The sequence below is a fragment of the Actinomadura macrotermitis genome, assembly GCF_009604375.1.
Taxonomy (GTDB): domain Bacteria; phylum Actinomycetota; class Actinomycetes; order Streptosporangiales; family Streptosporangiaceae; genus Spirillospora; species Spirillospora macrotermitis.
Window position 1 is genome coordinate 657290 of record NZ_WEGH01000005.1, and the last position, 12165, is coordinate 669454.

Below are 12165 nucleotides of genomic sequence, written 5' to 3' on the forward strand. Positions count from 1 at the left end.
CGGAGATGCGATGCGCCGCACCGCCCTCGCCACCGGCACCGCCCTCACGGTGCTGGTCCTGGCGCCAGGCTCGCCCCCCGCCCACGCCGCGCCGACCCCGCCGCCGACGCCGTCCGCCCCGCGGCAGTCCACGACCGAGCGCTCGACCGGGTTCGACCCGCTGCCGCCCTCGTCCGACCCGGTCAAGCTGCGCACCGCCCTCCGCTCGCTCAAGGTGAGCTACACCTACAAGGGGCAGAAGCACACACTGGACGACTACCTCGCGCGCACCGGCACGCAGGGCTTCGTCGTGCTGGACGGCCAGGACGTGGTGTTCGAGCGCTACTCCTTCGCCGCCCGCGACACCCTCTTCCAGTCGTGGTCGATGGCCAAGTCCTTCACCTCGGCCGCGTTCGGCATCGCGCTCGGCGACGGCAAGATCTCCTCCATCGACGACACCGTCACCAAGTACGTGCCCGAGCTGCGCGGCTCGGGCTACGACGGGGTGTCGCTGCGCGACCTGCTGCGCATGTCGTCGGGCATCGAGTGGAACGAGCCGACCAGCATCCCGCCGGTGCACGTCGCCGCCAGCCTCGGCGTGCCGATCACCCGCTTCGCGGCGGAGGCCAAGCGCGGCTGGGAGCCCGGCAGCCGGTTCGAGTACACCTCGATGAACTCCTTCGTGCTGTCCTGGGTGATCGCCCGCGCGACCGGCGTGCCCTACCACCGCTACGTCGCCGAGCGGCTGTGGCAGCCCGCCGGGATGGAGTCGCGCGCCTACCTCGGCAACGACTCCAACGGCAACAGCCTCGGGTACTGCTGCTACTACGCCACCGACCGCGACTTCGCCCGCTTCGGGCTGCTGTACCTGCGCGGCGGCGTCGCCAACGGCCGCCAGGTCGTGCCGCGCTCGTGGGTGACCGAGTCGACCAGGCCGTCGGCGCCGTTCAACAAGGGGTACGGGCTGCAGTGGTGGCTCGGCGAGGACGGCGACTACGAGGCCAACGGCCTGGCCGGGCAGCACATCTTCGTCTCGCCGCGCACCGGCGTGGTCATCGTCAAGTCCACGCTGGCCACGCTGGTCGGCGAGGAGGAGACCGACACCGCCTTCCGCGCCGTCGCCGCCGAGGTCGCGCGCACCCGGGAACAGCCGCCCGGCAAAGCGGGTTAGGGTTACCTAACACCCCTTTCCGCATCGGAGGACGCATGGCGACGGAACCGGCCCGCCAGGGACCCCAGGCCACCAAGGGCGTGGTGCTGCGCACCGAGCGCGTCACCCCGCACATGATCCGGGTCGTCCTCGGCGGCCCCGGCCTCGCCGGGTTCGGCGCGGGCGCCTTCACCGACCACTACGTGAAGCTGCTGTTCCCCAAGCCGGGCGTCGCCTACCCCGAGCCGTTCGACATGGGCGCGATCCGCGCCGCGCTGCCCCGCGACCAGTGGCCGGTCACCCGCACCTACACCGTGCGGGCCTTCGACGCCGCGGCCGGCGAGCTCACCCTGGACTTCGTGCACCACGGGGACAAGGGCCTCGCCGGCCCGTGGGCCGCCCGCGCCGAGCCCGGCGACGAGATCATGTTCCTCGGCCCCGGCGGCGGCTACGCGCCGGACGCCGGCGCCGGCTGGCACCTGCTGGCCGGGGACGAGAGCGCCCTGCCGGCCATCGCCGCGTCGCTGGAGCGCCTGCCCGAGGGCGCGCCCGCGCGGGTGTTCGTCGAGGTCGAGGGCCCGGCCGAGGAGCAGGTCCTCACCTCCCCCGGCAAGCCCGAGATCGTGTGGCTGCACCGCGGCGGCCGCCCGGTCGGCGAGGCCCTCGTCGCCGCCGTGCGCGGCCTGGACTTCCCCGGCGGCACCGTGCAGGCGTTCGTGCACGGCGAGGCCGGGTTCGTCAAGGAGCTCCGCCGCCACCTGCGGATCGAGCGCGGGCTGCCGCTGGAGCAGCTGTCGATCTCGGGCTACTGGCGCCTCGGCCGCGACGAGGACGGCTGGCAGTCCTCCAAGCGCGACTGGAACCGCGAGGTCGAGGCCGAGGAGCAGGCCGCCCTCGCCACCTGATCTCAGGCGCGCAGGGCCTCGGCCAGGCGCTCGCCGAACTCGGCGGGGTGCGTGGTCAGGCCGGTGTGCCCGCCGGGGAAGTGCAGGAGCGGCGTGCCGAACCGCTCGGCCAGCAAGGCGGCCGGGCGGTAGGGCAGCTCGCCGCGCGAGTCCTCGCCGCAGGCGAGCACGAGCCGGTCCGTCAGCTCCCCCAGCCGCCGGACGTCGGGCGCGTAGGACATGAAGCTCGGCACGATGCGCCCGACGAAGTAGGGCAGGCCGGCCATCGTCTGCTCGGCCCGCGCCGCCGCCTGCGGGGGAAGCCTCAGCTCGGGCTCGGTTTTCGGCTCGGCGGCGTCGCCGTCCTTCTTCAGGCCGGCGGCGAACACCGCCATCGCCGGCATGAGCCCCTGCGTGCGGAACGTCTCCCGCACGCGCGCGATGAGCGCGCGGTGCTCGGCGGCGTCCGGCAGGACCTCCACGACCGGCGGTTCGTGCGCCACCAGGCGCGCGACGCGCTCGGGACGGGCGGTGAGCAGGTGCAGGGCGGCGATCGCGCCCGAGCTGGTGCCGAAGACCCGGGCGGGCCGGTCCGGCGACAGCAGGTCCAGCAGCCGCAGCGCGTCGCCGGCGTGCTCGGCCACGTGCTGCTCGGCCTCGGGGTCGTCCAGCGTGCTGCGGCCGAGACCGCGCGGGTCGTAGGTCGCGACGGTGTACTCGGCGGCCAGGCCATCGGCGATCTCGTCGAAGGCGGCCGCGCCGCCGGTGCCGCCGGGGATCAGCAGCAGGAGCGGTCCTTGGCCGCGCACCTGGTAGTGCAGGGTCGCGCCGTCGACGGGCAGGCCGCCCGCGGTCATGGTGGTCATCGGGGGTCTCCTTCGGGGGCCGGCGGCCAGTTCTCCAGCAGGACGTGCAGGGCGTCCAGGGCGCGCTCCCAGGAGTGCTGCGGCGAGCGGTCGGCACCGAACCCGTCCGCGGCCTCCAGGGACACGTATCCGTGGAAGGTGCTGCGCAGCAGCCGGACCGCGTCGGTCAGGTCGGGTTCGGCCAGCCCGTAGCCGCGCAGCATGCCGTAGGTCAGCTCGACCGCGCGCCGCGGGCCGGTCGCCTTCGCGGCCAGCTCCGGGTCGATCCGGCTCGGGACCTGGGTCGCGGTGTAGCGGCCCGGATGCTCGCGGGCGTACCGGCGCCAGGCGTTCGCGTACGCCACCAGCGCGTCCTTGCGCGCCAGCCCGGCGGTCGCCTCCGCGATGGCGGTGGTCTTCTCGTCCGCCGCCAGCAGCGCGATCCGCCCGCGCAGGTCCTCCAGGTTCCGGACGTGGCCGTACAGGCTCGCGTCCTTCACGCCCAGCCGCCGCGCCACCCGCGCCATGGTCACCTGATCGAGCCCGATCTCGTCCGCCAGCTCGGCACCCGCGACCGTCACCCGCTCGGCCGTCAGCCCGGCCCGCACCATACGCCCTCCATTCCTAGGGCCCCTAGTTATAGCCTAGGACCCCTAGGAACGCAACGCGCTTCACCGGCTTCCGGCCGACCAAAGTCGATCGCATCGCCTTCTTTCGGAGGCTGTGGGCGTACCGGGCATGGCGGGAGGCTGGGCTGGTGAGCGAATCGAAGATTCCCCTTGCGACGGGCTCGTACGCCGGTTCCCCGGCTGAGGAGCTCGCCGGGCGCAGGCGAGGTCACCGCATCGCCGCGGGGGTGGACCAGCGGGTGCTGTTCCCGCGGACCGGACGGCTGGAGCTCCATCCCGACCGCCTCGTGATCGGCGGCTGGCATGGCGGGGCCGATCTCGTGCTGCGGCCGGAGGAGGTGAGATCGGTGGCCAATGAGTACACCGGCCTGTACGGACGGTTCGTCGGCGGGCTGCTGAACTCGGGCAGGCCTCTCATCGTGGAGACGGCCACGGCCGGCGAGATCTACCTGATGGTGGATCACAGGACGTTCCTGGAGACCACCGCCAACCGCAAGTGGGCCCGCCTGCTGAAGACCTGGCTGGTGTCGGGCGATGGGTGAGCCGGTCCTGGGGCGAAGGCGGCGAACGGCCGGGCCGGTATGGGCCGTGACGGCCCTGGTGACGTGCTGCCTGAGCGTCCCGGCGGTCGGCGCGTCGGTCACGACGGGCGGGGCGGACCCGGTGGCGCGCACCGATCTGGGTCCGGTGCGCGGAGTCGCGACGGGACACACGGAGCTTTATCAGGGCATTCCCTACGCTCAGCCGCCGACCGGGTCCAGGCGCTGGCGCCCGCCGGTCCGTCCCCGCCCCTGGACGGCGGTACGGGACGCGAGCAAGCCCGGACCGGCATGCGCGCAACTGGACGAGACCGGTGGCGTCGCGGCTCATTCCTCCGAGGACTGCCTCTACCTCAACGTCACCGCTCCCCGCGGGAACCGTTCCGAGCGCCGGCCGGTCGTGGTGTACCTGCACGGCGGAGCCTTCAGTTCGGGCTCGGGCAGCGACTTCGACGCCCGCCGCATGGCCGCCACGGGCGGCGTCGTGGTGGTCACCGTCAACTCCCGGCTCGGCGTGTTCGGGTTCTTCGGCCATCCCCGGATGGCCGGGTCGGGCACCTACGCGCTGGCCGACCAGCAGGCCGCGTTGCGCTGGGTACGGGCCAACGCGCAGGCGTTCGGCGGCGATCCGGGTAACGTCACGCTGATGGGAGAGTCCTCGGGCGGGGCGAGCGTCTGCGCCCAACTGGTCTCGCCTCCGGCGGCCGGACTCTTCCACCGCGCGATCATCCAGAGCGGGTCCTGCCTGCAGAGCTGGCCCAAGAACATGATGGCCCCCGGGCTCGACGCCATCTCCTATTGGGCACCCCGAACGGCCGTGCAGGCCCGAGGCGCCGCGGCGGCGGCGAAGCTGGGTTGCACGGGACCGGACGGACCGGCATGCCTGCGCCGGACGGACACCGGGAAGCTCCTGGCGTTGAACGGCCGGTTCGTCACGCCGGCGTTCGGGACCCGGGCGCTGCCCACCGACCCGGTCAAGGCACTGCGGACCGGCGCCTTCCAACGGGTCCCGGTGCTGCAGGGCAACACCCGGGACGAACACCGGCTGTTCGGGAGCCTCTTCGAGGCGGAGAAACCCATCGACGACGCCCGTTACCGGGCTCTGCTGGCGACGTCCTTCGGAGAGCGCACGGCCCGTCGCGTCTACGTCCGGTATCCGCCCCGGGCGTACTCCGGCCGGTCGGGATCCCCGGCCGCGCTGGCCTGGGCCGCGGTCGGCACCGACGTCGGATGGGTGTGCCCGACCCTTGCCGCCGACCGGCTCCTGGCCCGGCACGTGCCCGTCTTCAGTTTCGAGTTCGCCGAGCCGAACGTCCCGGACTTCCTCGGCGTCTTCCCCAAGGGCTACCCGCCCGGCGCCTTCCACGGCTCGGAGCTCCCCATGTTCTTCGACATCGCGGGCACGTCCGTGCCGCTCGGTCCCGCGCAGCGGAAGCTGTCCGAATCAATGATCATGTATTGGGCCGCGTTCGCCGCCCAGGGCGATCCGAACCGGGCCGGGCTGCCCCGCTGGCCGAGGTTCCCGGCCACCCAGGCGCTGGACTCAGCGCGCGCCGGGATCTCCCGGACCGATCTGGCCGCCGGGCACCACTGCCGCTTCTGGGCGGCACGGCCATGAGGATCGCATGGTGGCCGGCCCCCGTGGTCGACGCCGTCGCCATCGCCGTCGCGGTGCTGATCGGCGTGCTGAACCTCTGGCCTCGTTACGCGCAGGAAGCGGGCACGCTCGCCAAGGCCGACCTGGCGGCCGGGCTCGCCTGCTGCCCGGCCCTGGTGATGCGCCGCCGCCGGCCGGCCGGGCTGGCACTGGTCGTCACGGCGGTCTCGGCCGTGTCCCTGGTGGCCGGCGGCGCGGCGTTCGTGGCGACGCTGTCGGTCGCCGTGCGGCGGCCCTGGCCCGTGGCGGCGGGGATCGGCGCGCTCGGCGTGCTGACCGGGATGATCGCCGTGGCGCTGCGTCCCCCTCCCGAGCTGCCCTACGCGGCGAACGTCGCGATCATCGCCCTGCTGACCGCCGCGACGGTCGGCTGGGGACAGGCGGTCCGCGCGCGGCGCCAGCTCCTGGCCTCCCTCGCCGAGCGGGCCCGCCGCGCCGAGAGCGACCGCCACCTCCGGGAGGCCGAGGCCAGGCGGCTGGAACGGGTGCGGATCGCTCGCGAGATGCACGACGTGCTCGCCCACCGCATGTCCTTGCTCAGCGTGCACGCCGGCGCGCTGGAGTTCCGCCCGGACGCCTCGCCGGAGGAGATCTCGCGCGCCGCCGGGGTGATCCGCAGCGGCGTCCACCAGATGCTCGTCGACCTGCGCGAGGTCATCGGGCTGCTGCGCGAGGACCCGGCCGACGGCGGGGACGCCCCGCCGCCCTCGCTCGCCGGCGTGGCCGGGCTCGTCGAGGAGTCCCGGCGCGCGGGCGCACAGGTCGCCTTGGAGCTGGACGTCGGGAACATGGCGATGGTGCCCACCCTGGCCGGGCGCACCGCCTACCGGGTCGTCCAGGAGGGGCTGACGAACGCGCGCAAGCACGCGCCGGGCATGCCGGTCACCGTCACCGTGCGGGGCGGGGCCGGGCACGGGCTGGAGGTCCAGGTCCGCCAGCCGCTGCCCGGTCCCGATCGCGGGCGCCCGGCGATCCCGGGGACCGGCACCGGCCTGACCGGGCTGTCCGAGCGCGCCACGCTGGCCGGCGGGCGGCTGGAGCACGGCCCGGTGGCGGGCGCCCATCTGCTGCGCGCGTGGCTGCCCTGGGAGGCGTGATGCCGGAACCGATCAGGGTGCTGCTGGTCGACGACGAATGGCTGGTGCGGGCGGGCCTGGCCACCATGCTCGGCGGCGCCCAGGGGATCGAGATCGCCGGCGAGGCCGCCGACGGCGCCGCGGTGCCCGCGGCGGTGCGCACCACCGGCGCCGACGTCGTCCTCATGGACATCCGGATGCCGGGGACCGACGGCCTGACCGCGACCCGCCTGCTGCGCGCCGCCGCCGGCGCCCCCCAGGTCATCGTCTTGACCACCTTCGACACCGACGAGCACGTGCTGCGCGCCCTGCGCGCGGGCGCCGGCGGATTCCTGCTCAAGGACACCCCGCCCGCCGAGATCGTGACGGCGATCCGCCGGGTGGCCGCCGGCGAGCCCATGCTCTCCCCGTCGGTCACCCGCAGGCTCATCACCCACGTCACCGGCCACGACCAGCAGGATCGCACGACCGCCCGCACCACCGCCCGCGCCCGGCTGGCCCGCCTCACCGGCAGCGAACGCCGGGTGGCCGAGGCCGTCGGCCGCGGCCTGTCCAACGCCGAGGCCGCCGCCGAGCTGTACATGAGCGTCACCACCGTCAAGACGTACGTGTCACGCATCATGCGCAAGCTCGACTTGAACAATCGCGTCCAGATCGCCCTGCTCGCCCACGACGCCGAGTGAGCGCCTCGCCGCGGGGCGGTCAGGCGGTCTCGGCCGCGCCCGGGTCCTCGCCGCCGGCGAAGCCGGGCAGCCACCGCTCGGCCTCGGCGCGGAACGGCCCCTCGGCCTCCAGCTGGCAGAGCACCCCGCCGCAGCCCGACAGCGCCCGGCTGACCGCCAGGTACTGCGGCGGCAGCCGCAGCTGGCGGGCCAGGCCGCCGGGCCGCAGGTCGGTGGCGAGGCCGATGCCGCGCTGGGTCTCGCGGCGCATCCACTCGCGGCTGTACTTGAAGGTCTCCTGGGTGAAGGGGACGGCGTGCGGGGTGACGATCGCCGCGACCTGCTCGGGGTCCACCTCGGCGTCGGGCGCGAGGAACCCCTCCTCCTTGGCCGCCGCGACCATCGCCTCGCCGCTGCCGAGGGTGCCGATGCGCAGCATCCGGCCGATCGCCCACTGCAGCTCGGCCGGGACGCGGGCGGCGCCGCCGAAGTCCATGACGCCGAGGCGGCCGTCGTCCAGCAGCCGGAAGTTGCCCGGGTGCGGGTCGATGTGGATCATCTGGCAGCGGGCCGGGCCCGACAGCAGGAACCGGAACAGCAGCAGGCCCGCGCGGTCGCGCCGGTCCTGCGGCCCCTCGGCGATCACCTTGGCCAGCGGGGTGCCCTCCAGCCACTCGGTGACCAGCACGTTGCCCGACTGGGCGACCACGGCCGGGACCACGAAGTCGGGGTCATCGGCGTAGGCGTCGTGGAAGGCGGTCTGCGCGCGGGCCTCGTCGAGGTAGTCCAGCTCCTTCTCCAGCCGCCGCTTCAGGTCGGCGATCACCGGCTTGACCTCGATGCCGGGGAACAGCGGCGTGAACAGCCGGCTGAGTCGGGAGATCTGGTTGAAGTCGCTCATCAGCGCCTGCCGGGCGCCGGGGTACTGCACCTTGACCGCGACGGTCCGGCCGTCGTGCCAGACGGCCTTGTGCACCTGGCCGATGGACGCCGCGGCGGCCGGCTTGTCGTCGAACTCGGCGAACAGGTTGCGCCAGCCCGGCCCGAGGCCCTCGGCGAGGACGCGGTGGGTGGTCGCGGCCGGCAGCGGCGGCGCCGCCTCCTGCAGCCGGGTGAGGCTGGCCCGGAACGGCCCGGCCACCTCCTCCGGCAGCCCCGCCTCGAAGATCGACAGCAGCTGGCCGACCTTCATCGCGCCGCCCTTCAGCTCGCCGAGCACGGCGAACAGCTGCTCGGCGGTGCGCCGCTGGACCTCCAGCGCGACGGCCTCGGCGGGCCGGCCGATGGTGCGCTTGCCGAGGCCGAGCGCGGTGCGGCCGGCGAAGCCGAGGGGCAGCGAGGCCAGCTTGGCCGTCCGGGTGACCGCCCGGCGGGGGATCTCGCTCACGGGTGACCGTCCCTCCTTGCGCCCTGGGGGTGGGCGGCGTCCTGCGGGGCGCGGCGTGCGCCGCGCCCCGTCCCATCCTGCCCGCTCAGCGTCCGGGTCGCACCAGGGGGAAGGCGACGGTTTCGCGGATCGACCGGCCGGTGAGGGCGATCAGCAGCCGGTCGACGCCCATGCCCATGCCGCCGGCCGGCGGCATGCCGTACTCCAGGGCGCGCAGGAAGTCCTCGTCCAGCTCCATCGCCTCGGGATCGCCGCCCGCGGCGAGCAGCGACTGCTCGGTGAGGCGCTGGCGCTGCAGGACGGGGTCGATCAGCTCGGAGTAGGCGGTGCCGAGCTCCATGCCGAACACGATCAGGTCCCACTTCTCGGCCAGGCGCGGGTCGGCGCGGTGCGGGCGGGTGAGCGGGGAGGTCTCGGCCGGGTAGTCGCGGACGAACGTGGGCGCGGTCAGGTGCTCCTCGACCAGCGCCTCGTACAGCTCCTGGACGATCCGGCCCTGCCCCCACTCGGGCGCGGCCTCGATGCCGAGCCGCCCGGCGTGCCCGGCGACGACCTCCGCCGGGGTGCCGGGGGTGACCTCCTCGCCGAGCGCCCGCGACACCGACCCGTAGACGGTGATCTCCTGCCACGGCTCGGCCAGGTCGTACTCGGCGCCGCCCCGGACCACGACGGTCGTGCCGAGCGCCGCGCGCGTCCCGGCGAGGACCAGCTCGCGGGTGAGCTCGGCCATGGTGTCGTAGTCGCCGTAGGGCTCGTAGGCCTCCAGCATGGTGAACTCGGGGTTGTGGGTGGCGTCCACGCCCTCGTTGCGGAAGTCGCGGCCCATCTCGTAGACCTTGCCGAGCCCGCCGACCAGCAGCCGCTTCAGGTACAGCTCGGGCGCGATCCGCAGGTACAGCCGCATGTTGTAGGCGTTGATGCGGGTGGTGAAGGGCCGGGCCGTCGCGCCGCCGTGGATCGGCTGCAGGATCGGCGTCTCGACCTCCAGGTACTCCCGCGCGCGCAGCACGTCGCGCAGGGCGTTCACCGCGTCGCCGCGCATCCGCAGCATCCGGCGCGACTCGTCGTTGACGATCAGGTCGACGGCGCGGCGCCGCACCCGGGTCTCGGGGTCGGCGAGGCCCGAGCGCTTGTCGGGCAGCGGGTGCAGGCACTTGGCGGTGAGCGTCCAGGACGAGCCGAGCACCGACAGCTCGCCGCGCCGGGTGGTGACGACCTCGCCGGTCACCCCGACCTGGTCGCCGAGGTCGATCATCGCGCGCCAGTCCGCCAGGGCGGCCGGGCCGAGCGACTGGGCGGTCAGCATGATCTGCAGGTCGCCGGTCTCGTCGCGCAGCGTGGCGAAGACCAGCCCGCCGTGCGCGCGGGCCAGCATGACCCGCCCGGCGATCGCGGCGTCCTCGCCGGTGCGGGTGTCGGGCGGCAGGCCGGCGAAGCGGGCCCGCAGGCCGGCCGCGGTGCCGGTGCGGCCGAAGCCGAGCGGGTAGGGGTCGATGCCGGCCGCGCGGATGCGCGCCAGCTTGTCGTGGCGGACGCGCTCCTGCTCCGACAGCCGGCGCTGCGGGACGCGCGCCGCGTCCGCCGCCTCCTCGATCTCCTTGATCTCGCGGACCAGCTCCGCCGAGGGCACGGTCTGCGCGGCGCGCTCCAGCCGGCGCCGGTTGGCCACCGGCAGGAAGCCCTCGGCGCGGGCGTAGGCGATGCCGTGCCAGACCAGGCCGCCGCCGCTCTGCTGGAAGCAGATGTAGCGCGGCACCCATTCGGGGTGGTACTTGGCGTTGGCCAGGTAGAGCGACTCCAGCTGCCAGAACCGGGACGCGAACGACAGCAGCCGGTAGGCCAGGCGCAGGACCGGGCCCGCGCCGATCTGCGAGCCGCGCTCGAACACGCCGCGCAGCATCGCGAAGTTCAGCGAGATGCGGCGCACGCCGATGCCGCCCGCGTGTTCGGCGAGCTTGGCGACCATGAACTCGTTCAGGCCGTTCTCGGCGGCCCGGTCGCGGCGCATCAGGTCCAGCGACAGGCCCGACCGGCCCCACGGCACGAAGCTGAGCAGCCCGCGCAGCTCGCCTGAGTCGTCGAACGCCTCCACCATCACGCAGCGCCCGTCGGTCGGGTCGCCGAGCCGGCCGAGCGCCATCGAGAACCCGCGCTCGGTCTCGCCCTCGCGCCACTGGTCGGCGCGGCGGACGATGCCCGCCATCTCCTCCGGCGGGATCTGGGCGTGGCGGCGGATGCGGACGGTGTAGCCGGCCCGCTCGACCCGGCGGACGGCCTGGCGGACCTGGCGCATCTCGCGGCCGTCCAGGTTGAACTCGGCCACGTCGAGGATCGCCTCGTCGCCGAGCTCCAGCACGTTCATGCCCTGGCGGCGGTACTCCAGCGCGGCGCGGGCGCCGACGCTGACCGCGCCGGCCGTCCAGGCGTGCGCGCGGCACTCGGCCAGGAACGCCTCGATCGCCTGGCCCCAGGACTCGGGGTCGCCGAGCGGGTCGCCGCTGGCCAGGCAGACCGAGCCCTGGGTGCGGTAGGCGATGGCGGCGCGGCCGTTCGGCGCGACCAGCACGTCCTTGTCGCGGCGCAGCGCGAAGTAGCCGAGGGAGTCGTCGTCGCCGTACTCGGCGAGCAGCCGCCGCGCGGCCAGCTCCTCCCCCGGGCTGAGGACCGCGTCGCCGCGCGACGGCCGGAACAGCGCCCAGATGGTGAGCATCAGCAGCCCGGTGCCGAGCACGCCGAGGATGAGGTCGACCCAGCCGGGGACGGCGACCTTGACGGTGGCGCCGGTGACCCCGGCGCCGAGGATCGTCTGCAGCAGCACGTAGAACGGCTGCGTCCAGGGCCCGCCCGCCGGGTCGGTGTCGGTGAGGTGCACCAGGGTGGTGCCGAGCAGGCCGCTGACCACCACCAGCACCGCGAACACCGTCAGGGCGAGGCGCCGGTTGGCGCGGTCGGGCAGCGCGGCGAACTCCCGGCGCGCGGCTATCAGCAGGGCGAGCGCGAGGCCGTACAGCGCCGTCGACACCCAGTCGCCGACGGAGAGCCCGGCGCCGTCGTCGACCAGGCCGTACGCCAGGTTCAGCACCGACAGGCCGAAGAACAGGCCGAGCAGCAGCAGGGTGATCCGCCAGGCCGACTTCTTGTGCCGGCGCAGCCCGCCCGCGAGCATGATGAGCATGACGCCCCAGGGCATGCTGGGCAGCCAGCCGAAGTAGCCGATCCAGCGCAGTATCCAGATGTCCAGGAGGTGCTCGATCCGGTCGGCCCAGAGCCAGGCCAGGATCGACACCACCCCGGAGAACCGCAGATACCACGACACGACGCCCGGGACGGCCCGGACGATAGTTCTGGCGCGCATCT

10 protein-coding genes are annotated in these 12165 nt (G+C 74.2%); 6 read left to right on the forward strand and 4 right to left on the reverse strand.

Annotated elements, in window-relative coordinates:
• The first annotated feature begins 10 nt into the window (after positions 1-10).
• Together ACRB68_RS35835 and ACRB68_RS35840 are read left to right on the forward strand one after the other, a co-directional pair.
• Positions 11-1150: a serine hydrolase domain-containing protein gene (locus tag ACRB68_RS35835; RefSeq protein ID WP_153540463.1), complete on the forward strand. Its 1140-nt coding sequence runs from the start codon at positions 11-13 to the stop codon at positions 1148-1150.
• A 35-nt stretch (positions 1151-1185) separates the two neighbouring features.
• On the forward strand, positions 1186-2034 hold the full coding sequence (locus tag ACRB68_RS35840) for a siderophore-interacting protein (RefSeq protein ID WP_153540465.1): 849 nt from the start codon (positions 1186-1188) through the stop codon (positions 2032-2034).
• Between the two features lie 2 nt (positions 2035-2036).
• Here the strand turns inward: ACRB68_RS35840 and ACRB68_RS35845 are convergent, their stop codons facing one another.
• A complete protein-coding gene (locus tag ACRB68_RS35845) occupies positions 2037-2879 on the reverse strand; it encodes an alpha/beta fold hydrolase (protein ID WP_153540467.1) in 843 nt (280 codons plus the stop codon).
• A complete protein-coding gene (locus ACRB68_RS35850; RefSeq protein WP_153540469.1) occupies positions 2876-3469 on the reverse strand; it encodes a TetR/AcrR family transcriptional regulator in 594 nt (197 codons plus the stop codon). The genes ACRB68_RS35845 and ACRB68_RS35850 overlap by 4 nt, the downstream gene beginning before the upstream one ends.
• 146 nt (positions 3470-3615) lie before the next feature.
• Here ACRB68_RS35850 and ACRB68_RS35855 point away from each other — a divergent pair, with 146 nt between their 5' ends.
• Genes ACRB68_RS35855 through ACRB68_RS35870 form a run of 4 tightly spaced genes read left to right on the forward strand, consistent with a single transcriptional unit; the run spans position 3616 to position 7442 of the window.
• Positions 3616-4029: a hypothetical protein gene (locus ACRB68_RS35855; RefSeq protein ID WP_153540471.1), complete on the forward strand. Its 414-nt coding sequence runs from the start codon at positions 3616-3618 to the stop codon at positions 4027-4029.
• Positions 4030-4075: 46 nt separating this feature from the next.
• Positions 4076-5644, forward strand: a complete 1569-nt coding sequence (locus tag ACRB68_RS35860) for a carboxylesterase/lipase family protein (RefSeq protein WP_207709940.1) — start codon at positions 4076-4078, stop codon at positions 5642-5644.
• Positions 5641-6780 (forward strand): sensor histidine kinase, encoded by a 1140-nt coding sequence (locus tag ACRB68_RS35865; protein ID WP_153540475.1) that lies wholly within the window; start codon positions 5641-5643, stop codon positions 6778-6780. Before ACRB68_RS35860 ends, ACRB68_RS35865 begins: the two co-directional genes overlap by 4 nt.
• Positions 6780-7442: a response regulator transcription factor gene (locus tag ACRB68_RS35870; protein ID WP_153540477.1), complete on the forward strand. Its 663-nt coding sequence runs from the start codon at positions 6780-6782 to the stop codon at positions 7440-7442. Before ACRB68_RS35865 ends, ACRB68_RS35870 begins: the two co-directional genes overlap by 1 nt.
• A gap of 19 nt (positions 7443-7461) precedes the next feature.
• On the opposite strand, the gene ACRB68_RS35875 is transcribed toward ACRB68_RS35870, so the two are convergent.
• Together ACRB68_RS35875 and lysX are read right to left on the reverse strand one after the other, a co-directional pair.
• A complete protein-coding gene (locus ACRB68_RS35875; RefSeq protein WP_328595205.1) occupies positions 7462-8808 on the reverse strand; it encodes an ABC1 kinase family protein in 1347 nt (448 codons plus the stop codon).
• An 85-nt stretch (positions 8809-8893) separates the two neighbouring features.
• Entirely contained in the window at positions 8894-12163 is a 3270-nt protein-coding gene (gene lysX, locus ACRB68_RS35880) for a bifunctional lysylphosphatidylglycerol synthetase/lysine--tRNA ligase LysX (RefSeq protein ID WP_153540479.1), read from the reverse strand.
• Positions 12164-12165 lie beyond the last annotated feature (2 nt).

Bases quoted from the DNA above. Each gene is read 5' to 3' on its own strand.
- ACRB68_RS35835 (WP_153540463.1), top strand. From the start codon at position 11: ATGCGCCGCACCGCCCTCGCCACCGGCACCGCCCTCACGGTGCTGGTC.
- ACRB68_RS35840 (WP_153540465.1), top strand. From the start codon at position 1,186: ATGGCGACGGAACCGGCCCGCCAGGGACCCCAGGCCACCAAGGGCGTG.
- ACRB68_RS35845 (WP_153540467.1), bottom strand. From the start codon at position 2,879: ATGACCACCATGACCGCGGGCGGCCTGCCCGTCGACGGCGCGACCCTG.
- ACRB68_RS35850 (WP_153540469.1), bottom strand. From the start codon at position 3,469: ATGGTGCGGGCCGGGCTGACGGCCGAGCGGGTGACGGTCGCGGGTGCC.
- ACRB68_RS35865 (WP_153540475.1), top strand. From the start codon at position 5,641: ATGAGGATCGCATGGTGGCCGGCCCCCGTGGTCGACGCCGTCGCCATC.
- ACRB68_RS35870 (WP_153540477.1), top strand. From the start codon at position 6,780: ATGCCGGAACCGATCAGGGTGCTGCTGGTCGACGACGAATGGCTGGTG.
- lysX (WP_153540479.1), bottom strand. From the start codon at position 12,163: ATGCGCGCCAGAACTATCGTCCGGGCCGTCCCGGGCGTCGTGTCGTGG.